A 22,273-nucleotide genomic window follows, 5' to 3' on the forward strand; every position below is an offset into this window, starting at 1 on the left:
CTGCGGCAGTCTCCGCAGATCCGCCGAGTCACCCCTCTCCCCCTGGAATCGCCCCGGAATCAGCAAGGGGCGAGGCCGTCGCCCCGCCCCTTTCCAGGCAGCTCCTTCGCGCGCGCACGCGCGAGCTATACTATGCGCTTAACTCGCCACCTGCCGGGCCACCGGTTTCGGCCGCTTCCTGGGTACGAGCCGCAGCCCCAGCAGCACCGCGATGATCCCCGCGTAGATGAAGGGCTCCCAGGGGAATCCCTTCACCAGCCAGATGAAGTGCACCGCCGCGAGGATCGCCGCCGGGTAGACCAGCTTGTGGAGCTGCCGCCATTTCGGCCCGAGCTTGCGGATCGAGAGGTTGTTCGACGTCACCGCCAGCGGGAGGAGCAGCAGGAAGGCCCCCATGCCGATGGTGATGTAGGGCCGCTTGAGGATATCCGCCCAGACCCGGCCGAGCGCCTGCACGTCGAGCAGGGCCCAGACGCTCAGATGCGCCAGCACGAAGAAGAAGCAGGTCACCCCGATCGCGCGGCGGAAGCGCAGGAGGTTGATCCCGGCGAAGCGGCGAAGTGGCGTCACCGCCAGCCCGGCGATCAGCAGCTGGATCGCCGTTTGCCCGTATTCACGCTCGAGCGTGTTGATCGGCTCGGGGCCGAGGCCCCCCGTCAGCCCCAGCCAGAAATACCAGGCGGCATAGAGAAAGCCGGCCACGTAGATGGCCCAGGGCGGCACGCGGCGGAGCCAGCCGTTGATGCGGTCGGAAAGGGTCATCAGAAGTTGACGTCCAGATCCATGCCCTCGTAGAGCGGCGCGACCTCGTCATAGCCGTTCCACATCAGCGTATCCTGCCGCGAGGCGAAGAGCCCGCCGCCGATCCTGCGCTCCGTCGCCTGGCTCCAGCGCGGGTGGTCATGGGTCGGGTTCACGTTGGAATAGAAGCCGTATTCCCGCGGGTTGATGATGTTCCACGTCGCCGGCGGCTCGTTTTCGACGAAGGAGATCCGCACGATGCTCTTGATCGACTTGAAGCCGTACTTCCACGGCACGACCAGCCGGATCGGCGCGCCGTTCTGCTTGGGCATGGGCTCGCCGTAGATGCCGGTGGCCAAGAGCGTCAGCGGATGCATCGCCTCGTCCATCCGGAGCCCCTCGACATAGGGGAAGGGAATGACCCCCCGGCGGACGCCCGGCATGTTCTCTTCCTGCACCGCTGTCTCGAAGGCCACGTACTTGGCCTCCGGCTTCGGCCCGAGCTTGGCGAGGAGGTCGGCGAGCTCCACCCCGTTCCAGGGCACGACCATCGACCATGCCTCCACACAGCGGAAGCGGTAGATCCGCTCCTCGGTGGTGAGGCCCGACAGAAGGTCGTCCAGCATGTACTCGCCGGGGTTGTCGCAAAGCCCATCGACTGTGATCGACCAGGGCGAGATGACCATCTCGTCCGCGTTGCGGGAGGGGTCCTCCTTGCCCGTGCCGAATTCGTAGAAGTTGTTGTAGCTGGTGATGTCCTCGATCGGGTTGGGCTCCAGCGCATCCTGCGCGGCGGCCCGCCCGGCCAGCGCGGCGGCGCCGATGCCGGCCGTTCCGGCCATGATCTGCCGGCGATTCAGCCAGAGCTCCTTCGGGGTGACATCGGCCCGCGTCATGTCGTTGGTCCAGCGATGCGCCATGAGATCCTCCTTGGTTCATCCACCATTACTGACGCAGGAACGTAGATCGTTACGAAGAATGTGCAGCTCTCACGAGGGCTTGAAGCGGCTGAAACCTCCCGGCCTGTGGCCTTTGGCGGCATTTTCCCCTTCCGCGGGGGGCGCCGGCGCTGTCATATGACGCAAAGAAGAGGAGAGCGGCGATGGATGACTTTCTCAACGCGACCGGCCTGACGGGCGGCTCCATCGTGGCGCTGCTGCTGGCGGTCTTCGTCATCATCGCGATCTTCCGCGGCATCCGCATCGTGCCGCAGTCGGAGAAATACGTGGTGGAGCGCTTCGGGCGGCTCCATGCGGTGCTCGGCCCGGGGATCAACTTCACCGTGCCGTTTCTCGACCGGGTGGCGCATCGCATCTCGATCCTCGAGCGGCAGCTCCCCACGGCGAGCCAGGATGCCATCACCTCCGACAACGTGCTGGTGAAGGTGGATACCTCCGTCTTCTACCGGATCACCGAGCCGGAGAAGACCGTCTACCGCATCCGCGACATCGACGGCGCCATCGCCACGACCGTCGCCGGCATCGTCCGCTCCGAGATCGGGCAGATGGAGCTCGACCATGTGCAGTCCAACCGCTCCGAGCTGATCGCCAAGATCCGCGAGCAGGTGCGGGCGATGGTGGATGACTGGGGGATCGAGGTGACGCGGGCCGAGATCCTCGACGTGAACCTCGACGAGGCGACCCGCGCCGCCATGCTCCAGCAGCTCAACGCCGAGCGCGCCCGCCGCGCGCTCGTGACCGAGGCCGAGGGCAAGCGCCGCGCGGTGGAGCTTCAGGCCGACGGCCAGCTCTATGCGGCCGAGCAGGAGGCCAAGGCCAAGCGCATCTCGGCGGAGGCGGAGGCCTATGCGACGCAGGTCATCTCCGGCGCCATTCAGGAGAACGGGCTCGAGGCGATCCAGTATCAGGTGGCGATCAAGCAGGTCGACGCGCTGACCGCCATCGGCAACGGGCCGGGCAAGCAGCTCGTCGTCGTGCCGGCCACGGCGCTCGACAGCTTCGCCGATGCCTTCCGCATGTTCCGGAAGGAGTAGCCCGATGATCTGGACATTGCCCTGGGTCTGGTTCGCGGCCGCGGTGGGCCTGGGGATCCTCGAGATCCTCGCCCCCGGCTACGTCTTCCTCGGCTTCGCCATCGGCGCGGCGGTGATGGGCCTGCTCGTCTGGCCGGACTGGAGCCTTGCAGCCATGGCCGCCGATTCGCTGCCGCTGGCGCTGCTCGCCTTCGCGCTCCTCAGCCTCGCCGCCTGGGTGGCGCTCCGCGCATGGCTGGGGGTGCGGAAGGGCCAGACCAAGGTCTGGGAGAAGGACATCAACGAGAACTAGAAGCGGATCCGGTCGTTCCGGGCGAGGAAGCGGCCCTCGAGCGTGATCGCGAGCGGCGCGCCGTCCCGCTCGGCATGGATGTGCAGATGCGGCTCGGTGGTGTTGCCCGAATTGCCGAGCTCGCCGAGCGGGGCGCCGACCTCCACCGCATCGCCCGTGGCCACCGCCAGCGAGCCCTGCCGCAGATGGGCGAGCACCACGGAGGTGCCGCCGCAATCGAGCGTGACGCTGTTGCCCTCGGGATGCTCCGCATCGGCGAGGGGCACCGCCATGTCCGGCGCCGTGTCGGAGGCCGCCACGACCTCGCCCGCGCAGGGCGCGACGACCGGCGTGCCGAAGCCGAGGTAGCGCGACGGGTCGGCGGGGCGCCAGCCGTCGGTGCGCAGGCCCGAGGGCCGAATGCGAATGATATCAGCCGCATAGGCCTGCCCACGATCCGGCCCGGGTTCCGCCAGCAGATGCATGTGGCCGTTGACCGCCTGCCGGCTGCCGCCGTTCTCGACGATGTAGAGCCCCCCCGGCAGCGGCGCGGCGAGGTCCACTACCTCCACCCCCTCGGGCGGGCGCTGGCCGGGCACCGCCTCGGCGATCTGCCCCGCGCCGTAGATGCCGAGCGCGATGACCGGCGCGAGCGCGACGGAGACCACCGGCCCCTCCGGCCAGAGCCCGCGCCGCGAGCGGGCGAGGCCGCGGATCGACAGGAGCAGCCAGGCGGCGCCGTAGAGCCACGGCACCCAGTAGGGCGGCATGGCGAAGGGGGCGACCATGGCGATGGCGGCGAGCGCCACGCCCGTCGCCAGCACCTGCAGCACCAAGGGCAGCCCGCCCCGCATCGGCCGGAGCCAGAGCCAGAGGAGCAGCCCCACGGGCAGCGCCACCTGCATCACGAAGAGAAACGGATCCATCGGCTCACCCCTGCCCCAATGTCGCCCCGGCCTAGGCCGCGGCTGACTTTGGGTCAAGCCACCCGGCTTGCCGCTCCCGCCCGGCGGGGCTAATCGGGGGGCCATGCCGCGCCGTCCGATCTCGCCCCAACTCCTTGCAAGACAAGCGCTTGCCCTCCTGATCGGCTATGCCTCCGCGCGGGTGGCGCTCTGGCTCTACCTGCCGCTCCCCTGGATGCTCGGGCCGATGTTCGGCTGCACCGTCGCGGCGCTCGCGGGGGCGCCGATCTCGGGGCCGAACCAGCTCCGCATGATTGTCATCCCGATCATCGGCGTGCTCCTCGGCTCGGCCATCACCCTGCCGGTGCTGCTCTCGATGCCCGGCTGGTGGCCGGCCTTCCTGGTCTTGGCGCCATTCCTCCTCGCCGCGCTCGCCGGCTCCTACGTCGTCTTCCGCCGCCTCGGCGGTTTCGACAGGTCGACGGCCTTCTTCTCGGCGATGCCGGGCGGGCTCAACGACGCCATGCTCCTCGGCGCCGCGGCGGGCGGCGACGAGCGGCGCATCGCGCTCGCCCATGCAACGCGCATCCTCGTCGTCGTCTTCCTCATCCCGCTCTTCTTCTCGCTGGTCTACGGCGCCACAGGCTCGGCCGGCGGCGGCAATCCGGCGCGGAACGTGGCGCTCTCGGCGCTCAGCCTCTCGGACTGGGCGATCCTCACCGCCGCCGCGGCGCTCGGCTATTGGGGCGGCAAGAAGCTCGACCTGCCGGCCTATGCCGTCATGGGGCCGATGATCGTCTCCGGCGCCGCGCATGTGGCGGGCATCGTCCATGTCGCGCCGCCGACGCAGCTCGTGAACCTCGCGCAGCTCGTCATCGGCGTGGTCATCGGCTGCCGCTTCCTCGGCACGACCTTCCGGGAGGTGAGCCGCGAGATGGCGGTGGCCGGCGCCTCGGCGGCGGTGATGATCGTCATCGCGCTCGCCTTCGCCGTACCGGTGGCGGCGATCATGCAGATGCCGGCGACGCAGGCCTTCCTCGCCTTCTCGCCGGGCGGGCTGGCCGAGATGAGCCTTCTGGCGCTGTCGATGGGGGAGGATCTCGCCTTCGTCTCGGTCATGCATCTGACGCGCATCGCGCTGGTCGTGGCCATGGCCCGGCCGATCTGGCGCTGGGTGGCGCGGCGCGGAGAGAAGGACGGCGCCTAGCGCATCAGGGGCGGCAGGTCGCCCGTCAGCCCGGCGGCCTCGCGCATCAGCGACCGGCGGAGCCCCGGCACCGCCGAGACGAGGCCGAGACCCAGCCCCCGTGCCGCGCGGAGCAGCGGATTGTCGTTCGAGAACAGACGATTGAAGCCGTCCGTCGCCAGCGCCAGCGCCTGCGTGTCGAATCCCCGCCAGCTCTGGTAGCGCGCGAGCGTCGCGGCGGCGCCGATATCCTCGCCCCGCTGCGCGGCGGCGGAAAGCACCTCCGCCAGCGCCGCAACATCGCGGAGCCCGGCGTTCAGCCCCTGCCCCGCCAGCGGATGCAGCCCATGCGCCGCATCGCCAACCAGCGCCACGCGGGGCGCGATGAAGCGCTCGGCCAGCGACAGGCCGAGCGGATAGGCGAAGCGTTTCGAGGCGAGGGAGATCTTGCCGAGATGGTCCCCGAAGGCGGGGCGGAGCGCGGCGAGGAAGGCCGGCTCGTCCATCGCCATCAGCGCCTCGGCGCGGGCGGTCGTCTCGCTCCAGACGATGGAGCTGCGATTGCCGGCGAGCGGCAGGATCGCCAGCGGCCCGCCCGGCATGAAGAACTGATGCGCGACCCCCTCATGGGGGCGCTCATGGGCGACAGCGCAGGTCACCGCGCTCTGCCCGTAGTCGGTGACGCGGCGCTTCAGCCCCGCGCGCTCCGCCGTGCCGCTCCGCCGCCCGTCGGCGCCGACGATCAGCGTGCCGGTGAGCTCGGTGCCGTCCTCCAGCGTGACGCTGGCGGTGCCGGGGCCGGCCTGCTGCGCCACCACGCGCACGCCGGCGCGATGCTCGATGCCGGCCGCCTCGAGCCCGGCGAGCAGCGCAGGGCGGAGGTGGCGATCCTCCACCATCTGGCCCATCGGGCCTTCCTCCAGCGCGCCGCGCTCGAAATGCAGCCAGAAAGGCCCGGCGCCCTCGCCAGCGACGCCGTCGGTGACCTTGATCTCCTCGATCGGCTGGGCCTCCGCCGCGACCGCGCCCCAGATGCCCAGCGCCTTGAGGAGCCGGACCGAGGCATGGGCCAGCGCATAGGCACGGCCGTCGAAGCCGGGGGCGGCGCGCGTCTCGGCCGGCAGGGCGTCGAGCACGACGGGCTCCAGCCCCGCCTTTGCGAGGGCCAGGGCCAGGGCCGGGCCGTTGAGACCGCCGCCGATGATGAGCGCGCGCTGCATGAGGGCGTTGTCGCGCCGCGGGGCCGCATTGTCCATGGGGGCCGGGGGCGCTAGCGTCGCCCCGGCGAAGGAGGCAGGCGATGCAGGCATGGCGGCAGATCAGCGCGGGCGCGCTCGGGCGGGCAATCGGGCGGGGCGAGATCGACCCGGTGGCGCTGGCGGAGACATTCCTCGATGCCGCCGCCGAGAGCCGCGACATCTACGCCCGCCTGACCCCTGACCGCGCCCTGGCGGAGGCGGAGGCGGCCTCCGCCCGCGCGAAGGCCGGCACCCGCCGCGGCCCGCTCGACGGTGTGCCGATCTCCTGGAAGGACCTTTTCGACAGCGCCGGCGTGGCGACGGAGGCGGGCACCGCCCTGATGGCGGGCCGCGTGCCGGAGGCGGACGCACCGGTCCTCGCCCGCGCCTCCGCCGAGGGGCTCGTCTGCCTCGGCAAGACGCATATGAGCGAGATCGCCTTCTCGGGCCTCGGGCTCAACCCGATCACCGCCACGCCGCCCAATGTGCATGGGGCGGAGCTGGTGCCCGGCGGCTCCTCCTCCGGCGCCGCGACCTCGGTCGCCTTCGGGCTGGCCGCCGGCGCCATCGGGTCGGACACCGGCGGCTCCTGCCGCATCCCCGCGGCCTGGAACGACATCGTGGGCTTCAAACCCCGCCACGGCGCGCTGCCGCTCACCGGCTCCGTGCCGCTGGCGGCGCGGTTCGACACCATCGGCCCGCTCGCCCGGACGGTCGAGGATTGCGCGCTCCTCTACGCTGCGATGGGCGGGCCGGCGGTGGACCTGACCGGAGCCTCGCTCAAGGGCCGGCGGTTACTGCTGGTGGAGACGGTCGTCGGCGAGGACCTCTCCCCCGAGCCCGCCGCGGCCCTCGCCGCGTCGGTCGAGGCCCTGCGTGCCGCCGGCGCCGAGGTCACCTCCGCCGCGCTCCCCTGCCTGACGGAGGCCTATGCGCTCGCGGGGCCCCTCTACACGGGCGAGGCCTGGGGCGCCTGGGCGCCGTTCATCGAACCGGCGCCGGAGAAGATGTTCCCCCAGATCCTCAAGCGCGTCTCCGCCGGCCGCGACGTGCCGGCCCATGCCTTCGTCGCGGGCTGGGAGCGGCTCCACGCGCTCCGGGCGGATTTCCGTGCGGCGACAGCCGGTTACGACGCGGTGATCTGCGCCAGCGCCCCGATCCTGCCGCCGGTGAAGGCGCGGTTGCTGGCGGAGGACGACTACTATGTCGAATCCAACCTTCTGACGCTCCGCAACACGCGGATGGCCAATCTCATGGGCCTCGCCTCGATCTCGCTGCCGACCGGCGCGCCCTCCTGCGGGCTCCTCCTCAATGCGCTGCCAGAGCGGGAGGGCCTCCTCCTCCGCCTCGCGGCGGCGGTGGAAGGCCTGGCGTAGGGTGGGTTTGTAACCCACCTTCCCCCTCACAGCTGGGCAAGTCGCCGCCGCGCGGGGCGAGCGCCGGCCCGTGGGTTGGCGCTCCTGCCGGTTCCGCATGGCACTTTATGGTGCCGCCACATCCCCGCTCCGACCTCATGCCCAGCCCCACCAGAGCGCCACCGGCGCTCGCCCTGCGCCTTCGGCGCGTACCGGGCGGGGGCACCGCATTGGCGCCGGAAAAGGGCGCAAGGCCGTAGGGCGGGCTTGAGCCCGCCACCCCCACACCCTTGACCCAAAAGCCACAAGGCCCCTTCCCCAACCCCGCGGCTCCCTTGGGAAATCTGGACATTGCGGCGGCGCGGCGGCTAGTCTGGCCCAAACGGGGCGAAAACGACCCCGACCTGAGGCAGTTATGGCATTTCCCGAGCGCTTTTCGCAGCTCCCTCCCTACGCGTTCCCGCGTCTGCGGGCGCTTCTCGACGGCCATGAGCCGGGCGATGCGCCCGTCGCCATGTCCATCGGCGAGCCGACGCATGCCATGCCCGATTTCCTCGCCGAGGTGCTGACCGCCAACCTCTCCGGCTTCGCGAAATACCCGGCCAACGAGGGCACGCCGGAGCTCCTTTCCGCCATTCTCGGCTGGCTCGCCCGGCGCTACGGCGCCGAGGCGCTGACGCCGGACAACCTCATCGCCCTCAACGGCACGCGCGAGGGGCTCTTCGCCGCCGGTCTCGCCCTCTGCCCCGAGGAGAAGGCCGGCGCGAAACCCGTCGTGCTGACGCCCAACCCCTTCTACCAGGTTTATGCCGTCGCCGCGCTCGCCGCCTCGGCCGAGCCGGTCTATGTCTCCGCCACGGAGGAGACCGGCTTCCTGCCCGATTACGCCGCCCTCCCGAAGGAGATCCTCGACCGCACCGCGCTCGCCTATATCTGCTCGCCCTCGAACCCGCAGGGCGCCGTGGCGGGGCGCGATTACTGGCGCAGCCTCCTTCAGCTCGCCGAGGCGCATGATTTCATCATCCTCGCCGACGAATGCTATTCCGAGATCTACCGCGACGCGCCGCCGACGGGCCTCCTCGAGGTGGCGCGCGAGGAAGGGGCCGACCCCGAGCGGGTCGTGGCCTTCCATTCGCTCTCCAAGCGCTCGAACCTCCCCGGCCTCCGCTCCGGCTTCGCCGTCGGCGGGCGGCAGGCCATCGCGCGGATGCGGCAATTGCGGGCCTATGCCGGGGCACCCCTGCCCCTGCCTCTGCAGGCCGTCTCCGCCCGCGCCTGGGATGACGAGGCCCATGTCGAGGCGAACCGGGCGCTCTATGCCGAAAAGTACCGCATCGCCGACAGGATCCTCGGCAAGCTCCCGGGCTACCAGCCGCCGCAGGCGGGCTTCTTCCTCTGGCTGCCGGTCGAGGATGGCGAGGCGGCAGCGCTGAAGCTCTGGCAGGAAACCGGCGTGACGGTGCTCCCCGGCGCCTATCTCGGCCGCGAGACGGCGGTGGGCAATCCGGGGCAAGGATACATCAGGGTCGCCATGGTGGCCCCGAAAGACGACATGCAGCGCGGGCTCCAGCGGCTCCGCGACTGCCTGGCATAAGAAAAGAGGCGAGGGCACATGGCGTATCAGGCACGGGGGCGCGACCCGCTCTTCGACAGCAACATGCAGGCCGCGATCGAGAGACGGGGCCGCGAGCTCATCGGCATCCTCGTCGCCGGCCTCGGTCTGGCGGCGGCCCTGATGCTCTTCTCCTATTCGCCCGACGATCCCAACTGGCTCGTCGCCTCCGACGCGCCGGTGCAGAACATGATGGGCCGCGTCGGCGCCTCGCTGGCGCATCCGCTCATGATGATCTTCGGCCGCGGCGCCTTCGTCCTGCCGCTGTCGCTGATCGTCTGGGGCATCCGCCTTGCCGGCCACTGGCGCGGGGAATGGGCGCTCTGGGGCCTGGTCTTCACGCCCTTCGCGGTGGCCATGGCCTCCATCTACGCCTCGACCCTCGCGCCGCCGACCACCTGGCCGCACCAGTTCGGCCTCGGCGGGCTCTTCGGCGACACGATCGACGCGGTGCTGCTCACCGCCCTACCCATCGGCGCGGGCGTCGGGGTCAAGATGCTGTCGCTCGTGACCGGCGTCGGCCTTCTGGCGCTCGGCGGCTGGGTGCTGGGCCTGACGCTGAGCGAGCTGAAGCTCGCCTGGCGGCTGTTCCTTTGGGGCCTCGTCATGCTCTACGCGCTGATCCTGCGCATCGCCGGCCAGGGCGCCGCCCTCGGCGTGCGCGGCCTCGGCGCCGCCGGCAGCCGCGCCCGCGAGGCGATGGTCGAGCGCCGCGAGGCCGCCCGCGCCCGCGCCGCCGAATGGCAGGAAGAGGAAGAGGCCGAGCGCCTCGTCTCCGACGCCCGCGTCCGCATGCCGCCCGCCCGCGCCCGTGACCAGAGCCGCGCCCAGGCCCGCGTGGTGCGCGCCGAGGAGTATGACGAGCCCGAGGTCGAGCCGGAGGACGAGGATCTCTATGAGGACGCCTACGCCCCGCTCATGCCGCCGCCCCGCCGCGGCGCCCTGACGGCAACGCCCGCCGGCCGGCAGATGCCCTCTCGCGCCGAGCCGCCGCTCACCGCGTCCCAGGGCCCGGCCCGCCCCAGCCTCGGCGGCGCCACCCGCCTCGGCGCGGCCCCGGCGCCTGCCGCCGCGGCCCCTGCCGCTGCCGCCGCTGCCACGTCCGGCGGCTTCCTCTCGCGCCTGCCCGGCTTCGGCCGGCGCGCCCAGGCAGAGCCCGAACCGGTCTATGAGGAGGAGATCCCCGAGGATCTCGACCCTGAGGATCGCATCCGCGCCCGCATCGCCGGCGCCATCCGTGCCCGCCGGGCCGCCGCCACACCCGCGCCCGCCCCTGCCAGGCCCGAGCGCCCCAAGGGCCCCCGGCCCCTGATCCTCAACCAGACCCCGGGCACCGGCGGCCCGCGCACCGAGCCACCGCTGATGGCCGGCGGCCGCGCCGCGCAGGCGGCCCAGCCCCTCGTCCTCGCCGCCGATGACGAGATGGTCCTGGAAGAGGATTGGGCGGAGGAATGGGCACCGGAAGACGAGATGCCCGCAACGCCGCAGGTCCTGCCCCAGGGTTTGCCCCAGCCCGAGCCCCGCGCCAAGAAGGTCGTCCAGCAGGCGCCGCGCAAGCCCGCGGCCCCCTCGACCCGCGCCCGCGCCGAGGCCCAGCCCGGCCTGCCGCTCGAGGACCGCTACGCGGATTACGACTACCCGCCGCTGAACCTCCTGCGCGATCCCGGCACCGTCCGCCGGCATCACCTCTCCTCCGAGGCGCTGGAGGAGAATGCCCGGATGCTCGAATCGGTGCTCGACGATTACGGCGTGAAGGGCGAGATCACCGCGGTGAAGCCCGGCCCCGTCGTCACGATGTACGAACTCGAGCCGGCGCCCGGCCTCAAGGCCAGCCGCGTCATCGGCCTCGCCGACGACATCGCCCGCTCGATGTCGGCCCTCTCCGCCCGCGTCTCCACCGTGCCCGGCCGCTCGGTGATCGGCATCGAGCTGCCGAACAACAACCGCGAGATGGTGCTCCTGCGCGAGATCCTCGCCCATCGCGATTTCGGCGACGGCAACCAGAAGCTGCCGCTCGCGCTCGGCAAGGATATCGGCGGCGACCCGATCATCGCCAATCTCGCGAAGATGCCCCACCTGCTCATCGCCGGGACCACCGGTTCCGGCAAGTCGGTGGCGATCAACACCATGATCCTCAGCCTCCTCTACAAGCTGACACCGGAGGAATGCCGGCTGATCATGATCGACCCCAAGATGCTGGAACTCTCCGTCTACGACGGCATCCCGCACCTGCTCTCCCCCGTCGTCACCGACCCCAAGAAGGCGGTCGTCGCCCTCAAATGGGTCGTCGGCGAGATGGAGGAGCGCTACCGCAAGATGTCGAAGATGGGCGTGCGCAACATCGACGGTTACAACGGCCGGGTCCGCGAGGCCCTCGCCCGCGGCGAGAATTTCGAGCGCACCATCCAGACCGGCTTCGACGAGGAAACGGGCGACCCGATCTTCGAGACGGAAGAGACCGTGCCCGAGACGATGCCCTATATCGTCGTGATCGTCGACGAGATGGCCGACCTCATGATGGTGGCGGGCAAGGAGATCGAGGCCTGCATCCAGCGCCTCGCCCAGATGGCCCGCGCCTCCGGCATCCACCTCATCATGGCGACGCAGCGCCCCTCGGTCGACGTCATCACCGGCACGATCAAGGCGAACTTCCCGACCCGGATCTCCTTCCAGGTCACCTCCAAGATCGACAGCCGCACGATCCTCGGCGAACAGGGGGCCGAGCAGCTCCTCGGCCAGGGCGACATGCTCTACATGGCCGGCGGCGGCCGGGTGAGCCGGGTGCACGGCCCCTTCTGTTCCGACGAGGAGGTCGAGGAGATCGTCACCTATCTCAAGGGCTTCGGCCCGCCGGAATACGTGGGCGGCGTCGTCGAGGGCCCCGACGAGAGCGACAGCAGCACCTCGATCGACGAGGTCCTCGGCCTCGGCGGCAATACCGACGGCGAGGATGCGCTCTACGACCAGGCGGTGCAAATCGTCGCCAAGGACCGCAAGTGCTCGACCTCCTACATCCAGCGCAAGCTGGCCATCGGCTACAACAAGGCTGCCCGCCTCGTGGAGCAGATGGAGGACGCAGGCGTCGTCAGCGCCGCCAACCACGTCGGCAAGCGCGAAGTGCTGGTGCCGGAGGTCCATTGAGAGCGGGGAGCCGGGGGGCCCCGCCCCCCCGGCGGCCTGAACGGCCGACTGCCCCCGCGCGTATTTGAGGAAAAGCGAGTGCGCAGGGGCTCCCCGCCCCCCATGTCTTTGCTCCCGGGCACCCTCGGGGGGAGTCGCCAAAGGCGACGGGGGGCAGACAGCCCCCCAAAACACGCTCTCCACCCGGGCACCGCCGCCCGCAGCAGCGCCCAAAATTCTTCTCGAAGAATTTTCTGGCCCCGCCGGGAGTTCAGTCCGCCTTGAGGTTCCGCGCCTCCTCGGCGAGCATCACGGGGATACCGCCGCGGATCGGATAGGCGAGCCCGATGGCGTGGGAGACGAGCTCCTGCCGCTCCTTGTCGTATTGCAGGGGCCCCCGCGTCTCGGGGCAGACGAGCGCCTCCAGCATCTTGGGGTCGAAGCCGGGCTCGCGGCTCATTGCAGCCGCTCCTCGCCCGAGGACCCGCCCTGCCCGCCCAGGAGCGCGAATTCGATCAGCGTCTGCAGCACCTGCCGCCGCTCGGTGAGGCTCGGCGCCTCGAGAAGCGCCTGCTTGTCCTCCGGCTCGAAGGGGCAGAGCATCGATAGCGCGTTGATCATGATCTCGTCCTCCGCCGCCTCCAGCGCGTCCCAGTCGGTCGAGAGGCCCTCGTTGCGGAAGAACCGCTGGAGGAGCCCGAGGAAATCCTCGCGGTCGAGCGCCGCGTCCGCCTCCGCCGGGCCGCGGTCGGCGCGGAACTCCGCCCAGTCGACCTCGGCGCGGCGGTAGGGCGTGAAGCTCTCCAGCTCTTCCGTGACGCGAAAGCGCGAGCGGCCGGTGAGGGTGATCATGTAGCGCCCGTCATCCGTCTCGCTGAAGGAGGTGACCCGCCCCGCGCAGCCCACCGCCTGCAGGCGGTCGTCGCGCGTCGGCTGGATCATCCCGATCAGGCGCTCGGGTGTCTTCAGCACATCGTCGAGCATCGCGAGGTAGCGCGGCTCGAAGATCTGCAAGGGAAGCCGGGCGCGGGGCAGCAGCACCGCTCCCGGCAGGGGAAAGAGGGCAAGGGTGCCCGGCAGGTCGGCGGTGCGGCTCATGGGCTGCAAGCTAGCGCGGTGGCCGGCTCAGGCAAAGATCATCGACGACAGGCGCCGGCGGCCGGTCAGAACCACCGGGTCCTTCGGGCTCAGCGCCTCGAAGATGGTGAAGAGCTGCGTCTTGGCGGCGCCGTCGTTCCACTCGCGATCCCGGCGGAAGAGCTCGAGGAGCTGGTCCACCGCCTCCTGCGTCTGGCCGGACGCGTGAAGCGCCGTCGCCAGATCAAAGCGCGCCTGATGATCGGCCGGATCGGCCTCGACCTTCGCCTTTAGCTCGGCGACCGGGCCGGCGCTTTCCGCCTGGCGTGCCAGCGCGATCTGGGCGCGGGCGGCCTCGATCTCGGGCGCGGCGTGGATGGCGGCGGGGGCGCCGTTCAGCACGGCCTCGGCCTGATCGAGCTCGCCCATCGCCACATGGCAGCGGATCAGCCCGCCATAGGCGGCGGCATTCTCCGGCTCTTCGCCGAGGATGGCCGCGAAGGTCTCCGCCGCATCCGTCGCGGCGCCCTGGGCAAGCATCTCCTCGGCGGCGGCGATGGCCTCTGCCAGCCCGTCGCCCTCGTCCTCACCGCCGGCGAGGCCCTTCAGCTTCTCCACGAACTTGTCGACCTCCGAGCCCGGCAGCGCCCCCTGGAAGCCGTCGACCGGCTGGCCCTGCCAGAAGGCATAGACGGTCGGGATCGACTGGACGCGGAGCTGCCCGGCGTAGCCGGGGTTCTGGTCGACGTCGATCTTTACCAGCTTCACCGCGCCCTTGGTCTTGACGACGGCGGCTTCGAGCGCCGGGCCGAGCTGGCGGCAGGGGCCGCACCAGGTGGCCCAGAAATCGACGATGACCGGCACCGTCTGCGAGGCCTCGACGACCTCTTTCATGAAGTTCGCATCGGTCCCCTCGACATAGGGGGAGGCGGCGGGTTTCGGCTCTTCGCCCAGACCAAGCATGGCAATCGCTCCCTTTCAGACAGCTTCGGCCCCTATATGTGCGCCCCGGCCCCGGGTTCCAAGCGGCAATCGGGGATCAGCGGAGCTCGATATGCGCGGTGGTGGAGCGGCCCTCGGCGTCGATCACCGTCAGCGCCGAGAAGCCGCGGCCGAGCTGCAGCGGCACGTCGCGGCGGCGGCTCTGGGCGATGACAGCGCCGTTGGCCAGCCAGGTGAAGGGTGCCGCCCCGTCTGAGACGCGGGCGATCAGCGCCTCGCCCTCCACCAGCGCGCCATCGGGCGGGAAGGCGATGCGCGGGCCCGGGTCGGGCGCGGCGGCGCCCGCCGGCGTGAAGCGGCGGAGGGGGGCGGGCAGGGAGGCATTGGCGAGGATCAGCGTCTCCGGCGGCGGCGGCGGCAGGGGGGTGCGGGCGCCCTCGATCCGCTCGAAAGCGGCGAAGAGCACGGGCGCCGCCCGCTCGCCGCCGAAGGCGCCGGGCACCGGCGTGCCGTCCGCCCGGCCCATCCAGACCCCGATGACATGCGCCCCGTCGAAGCCCAGCGCCCAGGCGTCGCGGTGGCCGTAGGAGGTGCCCGTCTTGAAGGCGATCTCCGCCCCCCGGATGCCCAGGGGGCGGGGCGTCTCGGAGAGGATATCCGCCACCTGCCAGGCCGCCGCCCGGCCCATCAGCTCGACGGGCTGGAAGCCGGGCGTGGGCGCGGGCGTGAAGCGCAGATCCACCCGGTGGCCGCCTTCGGCGAGCGCGGCATAGATGCCGGTGAGGTCGGTCAGCCTCAGCCCGAGCCCGCCCAAAGCGATGGCGAGCCCGGGGGCCTCGTCAATCGGCAGGCGCGGCGAGGCGCCGGCGCGGGTCAGCGCCGAATAGAGATGCTGGGGCCCCATGGCATCCAGCAGCGCCACGGCGGGCAGGTTGAGCGAAAGCTGCAAGGCCTCCCGCGCCGGAATGTCGCCCCGGAAGGCGCCGTCGAAATTCTGCGGCCGGTAGCCGGCGAAATCCATCGGCCTGTCGGAGAGGATCGTCTCGGGATGCGCGAGCCCCCGGTCGAAGGCGAGGCCGTAGATCAGGGGCTTGAGCGTCGAGCCGGGCGAGCGCAGCGCCCGGGTCATGTCGAGATAGCCCTCGCGCGTTTCGGCGCCGTAGCCGGCGGAGCCGGCGCTGGCGAGGATCTCGCCCGTCCGGTGGTCGGCGACGAGGATGGCGATCTGCTGGCGCTGGCCCGCCTCGCGGGCGGCACGGGCAGCGAGCGCCTCGATCCGGGTCTGGAGCCCGGCGTCGAGCGTCGTCTGGATCAGCTCGGCCAGCGGGTCGGCGGCGCGGGCCGTGTCGGCCAGATGCGCCGCCAGCATCGGAAAGTCGCGGCGCCGGTCGGGGCTGGGCTCGGTGAGCGCGGCGAGGCGCGCCTCTTCGGTGAGGATGCCGGCGCCCTCCATCCGCGCCAGCACCCGATCGCGCGCGGCGCGAGCGGCCTCGGGGTGGCGATCGGGCCGGCGGCTCTCAGGCGCCTGCGGCAGCGCCACCAGCAGCGCCGCCTCGGCCGGGGTCAGCCGATGCGGCGGCTTGCCGAACCAGGCGTAGGAGGCGGCGCGGACGCCCTCGATATTGCCGCCGAAGGGCGCGCGGTCGAGGTAGATCTGCAGGATCTGGTCCTTGCTCAGCCGCTCCTCCAGCGCCAGCGCCACGCGGATCTGGCGGAGCTTGCCCGTCAGGGTGCCGGTCGGCCCCTCCTCCAGAAGCCGCGCCACCTGCATGGTCAGCGTCGAGCCGCCGGCGACGAAGCGCTGGTAACGCAGCGCCTGCCAAAAAACCCGCGCCATGGCGACGGCATCGACGCCGCCATGCTCACGGAAGCGCTTGTCCTCGTAGCGGATCAGCATCTCGATATAGTCGGGATCGACGGCATCGAGGCTCACCGCCAGCCGCCAGCGCCCGTCGCCGACCGTATAGGCGCGCAGGAGCTCGCCCTGCCGGTCCACCACCTCCGCCGAATGCGTCGTCGCGAGCGGCGGCAGGTCGGTGGCGGCGACCCAGGCGTCAAAGCTGTCGCGCCCGAAGGCGGCGCCCCAGAGGAGCAGGGTCAGCGCGAAGAGCCAGCCGGCGCCGGAGCGCCCGGCCCCCCTCCCGCGCCGCCTGCCCGGGCCCCTCACTCGGCGACCGTCACCCGGCCCGGGTCCGACTGGGCGCGCATCTGCGGCCGGTACATGTCTTCGACGCTGGCGGCGGGGTGGTGGTAGGTGCCGGGGCTGACGGCGCGGGCGATATAGGCGAGCCGGAAGGGCTCGTCCGATCGCCAGTCCACCGCCGCGAGGAAGCGGTCGGCCCGGAACTGCGCGCTCTCCGCCGGGGCCGGCTCCAGCCAGTCGAGGCCGGAGATGTCGCCCGCCGAGATGAGGTTCGGATTGTCGATCTCGAACCCCGCCGGCAGCGGGTCATCGACCATCAGCCGCGCCTCCTGCCGGCCGAAGGGCGTCACGGTCAGCACCGTCACCAGCCGCGTGCCGCTCGCGACGCCGTCCGGCGAGGCGGGCTCGCCCTCCAGCGTGTAGTAGCTGCGGCTGATCGCATAGCCGTTGCCGCCGGCGCCTTCCGGCACCTCGGGCACGCCGAAGGTGGTGACCGTCAGCTCCGTCCCGGCCCCGCCGTTCGAAATCAGCACCGGCGGCGCCCCCTCGCCCGCCTCGCGGAGCCGCACGAGCGGCCCCTCGGGCGGGGCGCCATCCACCGTGATCCCGGTCTGGCGCAGGTCGTCGATCAGCGCATCGGCGGCGAGGAGCGACCAGGTCGCCTCCTGCGTCGAGGGCCGGCCGGCCGCCAGCGCGGCGGAGAGGCGCTGCTCCAGCGCCGCGCGGTCCACCGCTTCGCTGCCCGCCTCGACGGCCAGCGCCAGCACGGCGGCGACGTCGCGCCGGCCGGTGCCGTAATCCACCCGCCAGACCGAGGTCAGCGGGTCGGGCGGCAGCGTCACGATCAGGTCCTCCGCCCGGGCGAACATCCGGTCGGCCCGGAGCTGGTCGCCGTAGAAGGCCAGCGCCGCGCCGAGCTGGGCGGCGGCGAGCGGCGTGGTGAAGGCCGTGGCGCGCTCGTCGGCGAAGTAGCGGAGGTCACCGACCGCCGCCTCGCCCTCGCGCGCCAGCACCATCAGAGCATAGGCGATCTCCTGCCCGCCCGCCTCGAAATCGGGGGCGTAGTTCACGCGGTTGCGGAGGTTGTCCAAAGCCTGGCGCATCGCCAGCTCGGGCACCTCATAGCCCCGCCCCCGGGCGCGGGAGAGGAAATCGGTCACGAAGGCATCGAGCCAGAGGTCCCCCGAATAGGGGCCCCAGAGCCCGAAGGCGCCGTTCGCGGCCTGATTGCCCAAGACCTCGCGGATCGCCTCGGTGATCCGCTGGTTCACCTCGGGCGCCGAGGCCATGCCCATCGCCTCGGCCACATCGGCCATGTAGAGGAGCGGCAGCGCCCGCGCGGCGATCTGCTCGGTGCAGCCGTAGGGATAGCGGTCGAGCGCGGCGAGAAGGCCGGGCGCGTCGAAGCGCGCCAAGGGCCCGACGGAAAGCGTCGCCTCCCCCGTGCCGGGCAGGAAGCCGGCGAAGACCTGGTCATCGAAGGTGAAGGTCTCGCCCGGGCCGAGGTCGAAGCGCGAGATGCGCATCACCTCGGGGTCATGCGCCTCCACCCCCAGCTCCAGATGCTTCTCCAGCACCTCGCCGCCGGGCGTGGTGATGCGGATGTCGAGCGTGGCGAGCCCCGGCAGGCCGGCGGTGATCGTCACCGGCTGCACCCAGCGGCCGCCCTCCTCCAGCACCGCCGAGAGCGCGGTCGGGCCGGAGAGGTTGAGCCCGGTGGCGGAGAGCTCGACGATGGCCTCGCCCACCGGCCCCTCGGCATGGGTCAGCTCGATGAGGAGCCGCGAGGTGTCGCCGGGCGAGAGGAACCGCGGCAGCGTCGCCGCCAGCACCACGGGGTCGCGGACGACGACGTCGTCCGACGCCTGCCCCACGCCCTCGGCGCTCCAGGCCATGGCCATGAGTTTCACGGTGCCGTTGAAGGCCGGCAGGTCGAAACCGATCTCGGCCCGCCCGTCGGGCCCGACCTTCACCGGGCCGGCGAAGAAGGCCACGAGCTCTTCCGTCGGCGGCGGCGCCTCCGCGGCCATCGCCGCCGCGCCGTCCCCGCCGGAGCGCACGGTGCCGAGCGCGCCCTGCGTGCCGTCGATCAGCCGCCCGTAGAGGTCGCGGAGCTCGACGCCGAGCCGGCGCTGGCCGAAGTAATAGCCCGAGGGGTCCGGCGCCTCGAAGGCGGTGAGGTTGAGGATGCCGACGTCGACGGCGGCGAGCGTCACATAGGCCTCCGCGCCCGGGGCGAGCCCCTCCACGGTCACGTCGGTGGTCAGCCGCTCGCGGGGGCGCACCTCCTCCGGCACGTCCAGCGTGACGGTGAGCTGCCGGTCCCCCGGCGCGACAGTGGCATAGGCGATGCCCAGCGCCCGCGCCGGATTGTGGCCCGCGGCCACATCCATCGGGCGAAGGACGGAGGCGGAGACATAGGCGCCCGCGCCCCAATCTTCCGTCACCTCCAGCGGGATCAGCGATTCGCCTTCGGGGACCTCCACGGCCTCCATATGGACGACGCGGTTGGTGAGCACGGTCACCAGCGCCGTCCCCGCAAAGCGCGGCACGATCCGGAGATAGGCGGTGTCGCCGGGCACGTAGCTTTCGGCGTCGAGCGAGGCTTCCAGCACGTCGGGCGTGCCGGCATCGCCCTCGGGCACATACCAGCCGGCGTAGAAATCCATCGAGGAGGCGACATAGGCGCCGCCCGCCCGCTCGACGACGATCTCGAAGCGGCCCCAGGTGACGTCGGCCTCGACCTCCACCGGCGCCGCGCCGAGCCTGGCCTCGCCGGAGGCGACGCGCTCGCGGGTCGTCACCGGCTCCCAGTTCCACGAGCCGCCGAGGCGATACCACTGGTAACGCGTCCGCACGCGGTTGACCGTCCAGGTGACAGGCATCTCCTCCGGCGCCAGCTCGGGGCTGAGCCCGATCAGCGAGAAGCGGGCGGTGGAGCCCTCCTGCACCACGTCATCGCCGAAGGCCGGCTTGATGCCGATCATCGGCTGGTCCGGGAGGAGCGTGGCGCTGGTCCGCCGCTCCACCGGGCGACCGGAGAGTTCCGAGACGCGCGCCGTGACCGTCAGCGCCAGCGGCTGGCTGACGCCGGTGACCTCCGGCAAGCTCAGGTCGAGCCCCGCGCCGCCATCCGCCGCCGTCTGGCGGTTGCCGAAACTGGCGTAGCGCGTCTCGAAGGGGGCATCATAGAGGCCGAAGCGATAGCCGGGGAAGTCCGGCAGGCTGCTCCGGGCGGAGAGGACGATGTCGCCCTCGATGGGCAGATCGCCCGCCGGGGCGCCGAAGAGGTAATCGGCCTGCAGGTCGAGCCGCGGCGTGGCGCCGAGCGGCAGCACCTCCGGCAGGGCCAGTTCGAAATCGAGCCGCTCAGGCAGGAAATCCTCGACGAGGACGGAGGCAGAGGCGAGCGGCGGCGCCTCCATGTCGCTCTTCACCTCGATCCGCCAGGCACCGCGCGGCGCGGTGCCGGCGGTGGCGAGGCCGAAGACATGCCCGCCGAGGACCCCGCCGGCGGAGGTCTGGCGCGTATATTCCACCCCGTCGGGCCGGTAGAGTATCGCCGTCAGCGGCACGTCCGCGAGCGCCGCGACCTCTTCGTCGCGCATCAGCGCCGTCGCCCAGATGGTCTCGCCGGCATGATAGGCGCCGCGGTCGGTGGTCAGGAACGTGTCGATCGGCCCGGCCGCCTCGCGCCCCTCGACGCCGCGGTCGGAGAGGTCGAAGGCCGGATCCGTCAGCGACAGGAAGCCCATGTCCGCCTCGCCATGGCGGACGGTCACCAGCCCCGGCGCCGCGCTGCCCTGCCCGCGGACGAGCCCCGCCTCGAAGCGCACCACGCCATCCGGCCCGGTCACGGCCTCGCCCAGCACCGCATTGGCGCGGGAGAGGAGCTGCACCGAAGCCCCCTCCACCGGCCCCGCCGTCGCCAGCGAGCGCACGGCGACGGTCAGCCCGTCGCTGCCCTCCATCGTCGTCAGCCCGAGGTCGGAGAGGATGAACCATTGCGCCGCCGGCGGCGTGTCATAGGGGTCGGCCCCCGGCACGGCGGCGGTGAGCACGTAGAGCCCCGGCCCGTGCCCGGCGAGAGCCTCGTCCATCGGCAGGCGCGTCGTGACATCGGCGTTGAGCGGCATGTCGAGGGCGGCGGTGCCCTCCCAGATCTCGGTGCCGATCTGCTCCTGGAAATAGTCGACTGCCCAGGGCCCGAGCTGCTCACCGAAGTAATCCTCCTGCATGGCGCGGATGATGTTGCGGTCGGACACCGCGTAGAGCTTCAGCTCCGTCTCGGAGAGGTTCACGCTCTCCACCGGCAGCGCCACCTCGCCAAGGGCCGGCAGCACATAGGCGCGCGAGGGGAAATGCACGCCCGGCGAGCGGTCGCGCACGTATTGGGTGATCTCGACGGGGCGGATCAGCGTCTCGCCGCTCGCCGCCGGCAGGCCGGCGCGGAAGAGCAGCCGGTAGCGCTCGCCATGGGCCACGCCGTCCACGCAGACCTGCGGCCCCGAAACCTCGACGGTCAGCCCCGGATCGGGGAGCTGCACATAGGGCGCGTAATCCGTGCCGGCCTGCACCAGCGGCTCGGAGAATTCGGCGCAGATGCGGGGGCGGGCGGCGTCGCTTTCCACCGTCGTGTCCACGATGCGGAAGCCGTAGAGCCCGATGGCGCGGTCCAGCGCCTCCTCGATATCGCGGCGGGGCTGGATCTCCTGCGCGAGGCGGAGCGCGGGGATCATGTCGCGGCCGCGGCCGTCGTCTTCCAGCGCCCCGGCAAGGTCGAAGAGCGCCGCCACCTGCTCCGCCGGCCCTTCGGCGCGCAGATAGGCGTTGACGAGGGCCGGCACGGCGCGGCCGCGGGCGGTGCGGATCTGCGCGGCATCCTGGTCTTCGACGGTGCGCGACAGGTTGCCGTAGGCGAGCCAGAGGTCCGACCGATCCTCCAGCGACAGGGCGGCGCCGATCAGCCGGTAGCGGCTCAGCCCGCGCGGCTGCCGGTCGGCGGCGTCCAGCAGCTCCGTCACTGTCAGCCCTTCGGAGGAATGGTAGCGGCCGATCATCAGCGCGAGGTCATGGGCGGCGGCCAGCGTGCCCTCGCCGAGGAAGCCGAGGTCGACGGCCCGGGTCTCGGCCCGCAGGATCGCCTGCGGCGTGGCGGTGACGATATGGGCCGAGATGGCGCCGTCATAGGGCGTCGTCTCGCTGACGCCGCCCTTGAGGAAGCAGGAATTGTTGCGCTGGTTGAAGGTGAAGGCCTGGCACAGCGTGTTGCCGAGGCAGGCCGCCTGACAGGCATCGAGCGTGGTGTCGAAGATCTGCTGCAGATCGGCGCCGTAGAAATCCATGTTGCGCGACACGGCCGGGTGCCGCTCGGGCATCGCGTCCTGCGCCAGAGCCACGTTCGCAACCAGCATCAGGACGGCGGCCAGAAATCCACGCATGACAATTCCTCCCATCAATGCCGGCAGGGTCGCATGGCGCCCCGAGTCGGGCAAGCGACCGCTCGTGCAGCAAAGGTCGGGAATTCCCGCATTTCACAAGCCCCCGCGCCCCGGCCTCGCCCCGATCGCTCCTGCCCGTTGTCGCAGGGGGGGAATCGCCTCCGGCACCGGCGCCCCGGTGCCGCAGCGCGGGCACCCCCCTCCTGCGCCGATCCTCCCGGCCATTTGCACCCATCCTCCCTTGGCACC

General features: G+C 71.6%; 15 protein-coding genes. 6 read left to right on the forward strand and 9 right to left on the reverse strand.

The window, feature by feature from the left end:
* Window positions 1-138 precede the first annotated feature (138 nt).
* On the reverse strand, window positions 139-762 hold the full coding sequence (gene msrQ, locus ACAZ03_RS16575; RefSeq protein ID WP_373355217.1) for a protein-methionine-sulfoxide reductase heme-binding subunit MsrQ: 624 nt from the start codon (window positions 760-762) through the stop codon (window positions 139-141).
* Window positions 762-1,661 (reverse strand): protein-methionine-sulfoxide reductase catalytic subunit MsrP, encoded by a 900-nt coding sequence (msrP, locus tag ACAZ03_RS16580; protein WP_373355218.1) that lies wholly within the window; start codon window positions 1,659-1,661, stop codon window positions 762-764. The genes msrQ and msrP overlap by 1 nt, the downstream gene beginning before the upstream one ends.
* 182 nt (window positions 1,662-1,843) lie before the next feature.
* Here msrP and ACAZ03_RS16585 point away from each other — a divergent pair, with 182 nt between their 5' ends.
* Both ACAZ03_RS16585 and ACAZ03_RS16590 read left to right on the forward strand, forming a co-directional pair.
* A complete protein-coding gene (locus ACAZ03_RS16585; protein WP_373355219.1) occupies window positions 1,844-2,734 on the forward strand; it encodes an SPFH domain-containing protein in 891 nt (296 codons plus the stop codon).
* Between the two features lie 4 nt (window positions 2,735-2,738).
* Window positions 2,739-3,026 (forward strand): NfeD family protein, encoded by a 288-nt coding sequence (locus ACAZ03_RS16590; protein WP_373355220.1) that lies wholly within the window; start codon window positions 2,739-2,741, stop codon window positions 3,024-3,026.
* On the opposite strand, the gene ACAZ03_RS16595 is transcribed toward ACAZ03_RS16590, so the two are convergent.
* The gene (locus tag ACAZ03_RS16595) at window positions 3,023-3,931 is read right to left on the reverse strand and encodes a M23 family metallopeptidase (protein ID WP_373355221.1); all 909 of its coding nucleotides are present in this window, start codon (window positions 3,929-3,931) and stop codon (window positions 3,023-3,025) included. The genes ACAZ03_RS16590 and ACAZ03_RS16595 overlap by 4 nt on opposite strands.
* 103 nt (window positions 3,932-4,034) lie before the next feature.
* Here ACAZ03_RS16595 and ACAZ03_RS16600 point away from each other — a divergent pair, with 103 nt between their 5' ends.
* Complete coding sequence (locus ACAZ03_RS16600) at window positions 4,035-5,117, forward strand: AbrB family transcriptional regulator (RefSeq protein ID WP_373355222.1); 1,083 nt, start codon at window positions 4,035-4,037, stop codon at window positions 5,115-5,117.
* On the opposite strand, the gene ACAZ03_RS16605 is transcribed toward ACAZ03_RS16600, so the two are convergent.
* Complete coding sequence (locus ACAZ03_RS16605; protein WP_373357099.1) at window positions 5,114-6,352, reverse strand: UbiH/UbiF/VisC/COQ6 family ubiquinone biosynthesis hydroxylase; 1,239 nt, start codon at window positions 6,350-6,352, stop codon at window positions 5,114-5,116. The two genes, ACAZ03_RS16600 and ACAZ03_RS16605, sit on opposite strands and share 4 nt — an antisense overlap.
* 44 nt (window positions 6,353-6,396) lie before the next feature.
* Here ACAZ03_RS16605 and ACAZ03_RS16610 point away from each other — a divergent pair, with 44 nt between their 5' ends.
* The 3 genes from ACAZ03_RS16610 (at window position 6,397) to ACAZ03_RS16620 (ending at window position 12,442) form a co-directional block, all read left to right on the forward strand.
* Window positions 6,397-7,710, forward strand: a complete 1,314-nt coding sequence (locus ACAZ03_RS16610) for an amidase (protein ID WP_373355223.1) — start codon at window positions 6,397-6,399, stop codon at window positions 7,708-7,710.
* A 394-nt stretch (window positions 7,711-8,104) separates the two neighbouring features.
* A complete protein-coding gene (locus ACAZ03_RS16615) occupies window positions 8,105-9,283 on the forward strand; it encodes an aminotransferase class I/II-fold pyridoxal phosphate-dependent enzyme (RefSeq protein ID WP_373355224.1) in 1,179 nt (392 codons plus the stop codon).
* A gap of 18 nt (window positions 9,284-9,301) precedes the next feature.
* The gene (locus ACAZ03_RS16620) at window positions 9,302-12,442 is read left to right on the forward strand and encodes a DNA translocase FtsK (RefSeq protein WP_373355225.1); all 3,141 of its coding nucleotides are present in this window, start codon (window positions 9,302-9,304) and stop codon (window positions 12,440-12,442) included.
* 250 nt (window positions 12,443-12,692) lie between these two features.
* On the opposite strand, the gene ACAZ03_RS16625 is transcribed toward ACAZ03_RS16620, so the two are convergent.
* From ACAZ03_RS16625 to ACAZ03_RS16645, 5 genes are all read right to left on the reverse strand, one after another.
* Entirely contained in the window at window positions 12,693-12,881 is a 189-nt protein-coding gene (locus tag ACAZ03_RS16625; RefSeq protein ID WP_373355226.1) for a Trm112 family protein, read from the reverse strand.
* A complete protein-coding gene (locus ACAZ03_RS16630; protein ID WP_373355227.1) occupies window positions 12,878-13,519 on the reverse strand; it encodes an LON peptidase substrate-binding domain-containing protein in 642 nt (213 codons plus the stop codon). Before ACAZ03_RS16630 ends, ACAZ03_RS16625 begins: the two co-directional genes overlap by 4 nt.
* A gap of 27 nt (window positions 13,520-13,546) precedes the next feature.
* A complete protein-coding gene (locus ACAZ03_RS16635) occupies window positions 13,547-14,461 on the reverse strand; it encodes a tetratricopeptide repeat protein (protein ID WP_373355228.1) in 915 nt (304 codons plus the stop codon).
* Between the two features lie 76 nt (window positions 14,462-14,537).
* Window positions 14,538-16,607 (reverse strand): penicillin-binding protein 1C, encoded by a 2,070-nt coding sequence (gene pbpC, locus ACAZ03_RS16640; protein ID WP_373355229.1) that lies wholly within the window; start codon window positions 16,605-16,607, stop codon window positions 14,538-14,540.
* Entirely contained in the window at window positions 16,604-22,024 is a 5,421-nt protein-coding gene (locus ACAZ03_RS16645; RefSeq protein WP_373355230.1) for an alpha-2-macroglobulin family protein, read from the reverse strand. The genes pbpC and ACAZ03_RS16645 overlap by 4 nt, the downstream gene beginning before the upstream one ends.
* Window positions 22,025-22,273 lie beyond the last annotated feature (249 nt).

The sequence above is a fragment of the Pseudoroseicyclus sp. CXY001 genome (genome assembly GCF_041714655.1).
Classification (GTDB): domain Bacteria; phylum Pseudomonadota; class Alphaproteobacteria; order Rhodobacterales; family Rhodobacteraceae; genus Pseudoroseicyclus_A.

What these genes read in the sequence shown, in the direction of transcription:
- msrQ (WP_373355217.1), bottom strand. Translation starts at nt 762, where the DNA reads ATGACCCTTTCCGACCGCATCAACGGCTGGCTCCGCCGCGTGCCGCCC.
- msrP (WP_373355218.1), bottom strand. Translation starts at nt 1,661, where the DNA reads ATGGCGCATCGCTGGACCAACGACATGACGCGGGCCGATGTCACCCCG.
- ACAZ03_RS16585 (WP_373355219.1), top strand. Translation starts at nt 1,844, where the DNA reads ATGGATGACTTTCTCAACGCGACCGGCCTGACGGGCGGCTCCATCGTG.
- ACAZ03_RS16590 (WP_373355220.1), top strand. Translation starts at nt 2,739, where the DNA reads ATGATCTGGACATTGCCCTGGGTCTGGTTCGCGGCCGCGGTGGGCCTG.
- ACAZ03_RS16595 (WP_373355221.1), bottom strand. Translation starts at nt 3,931, where the DNA reads ATGGATCCGTTTCTCTTCGTGATGCAGGTGGCGCTGCCCGTGGGGCTG.
- ACAZ03_RS16600 (WP_373355222.1), top strand. Translation starts at nt 4,035, where the DNA reads ATGCCGCGCCGTCCGATCTCGCCCCAACTCCTTGCAAGACAAGCGCTT.
- ACAZ03_RS16605 (WP_373357099.1), bottom strand. Translation starts at nt 6,352, where the DNA reads ATGGACAATGCGGCCCCGCGGCGCGACAACGCCCTCATGCAGCGCGCG.
- ACAZ03_RS16610 (WP_373355223.1), top strand. Translation starts at nt 6,397, where the DNA reads ATGCAGGCATGGCGGCAGATCAGCGCGGGCGCGCTCGGGCGGGCAATC.
- ACAZ03_RS16615 (WP_373355224.1), top strand. Translation starts at nt 8,105, where the DNA reads ATGGCATTTCCCGAGCGCTTTTCGCAGCTCCCTCCCTACGCGTTCCCG.
- ACAZ03_RS16620 (WP_373355225.1), top strand. Translation starts at nt 9,302, where the DNA reads ATGGCGTATCAGGCACGGGGGCGCGACCCGCTCTTCGACAGCAACATG.
- ACAZ03_RS16625 (WP_373355226.1), bottom strand. Translation starts at nt 12,881, where the DNA reads ATGAGCCGCGAGCCCGGCTTCGACCCCAAGATGCTGGAGGCGCTCGTC.
- ACAZ03_RS16630 (WP_373355227.1), bottom strand. Translation starts at nt 13,519, where the DNA reads ATGAGCCGCACCGCCGACCTGCCGGGCACCCTTGCCCTCTTTCCCCTG.
- ACAZ03_RS16635 (WP_373355228.1), bottom strand. Translation starts at nt 14,461, where the DNA reads ATGCTTGGTCTGGGCGAAGAGCCGAAACCCGCCGCCTCCCCCTATGTC.
- ACAZ03_RS16645 (WP_373355230.1), bottom strand. Translation starts at nt 22,024, where the DNA reads ATGCGTGGATTTCTGGCCGCCGTCCTGATGCTGGTTGCGAACGTGGCT.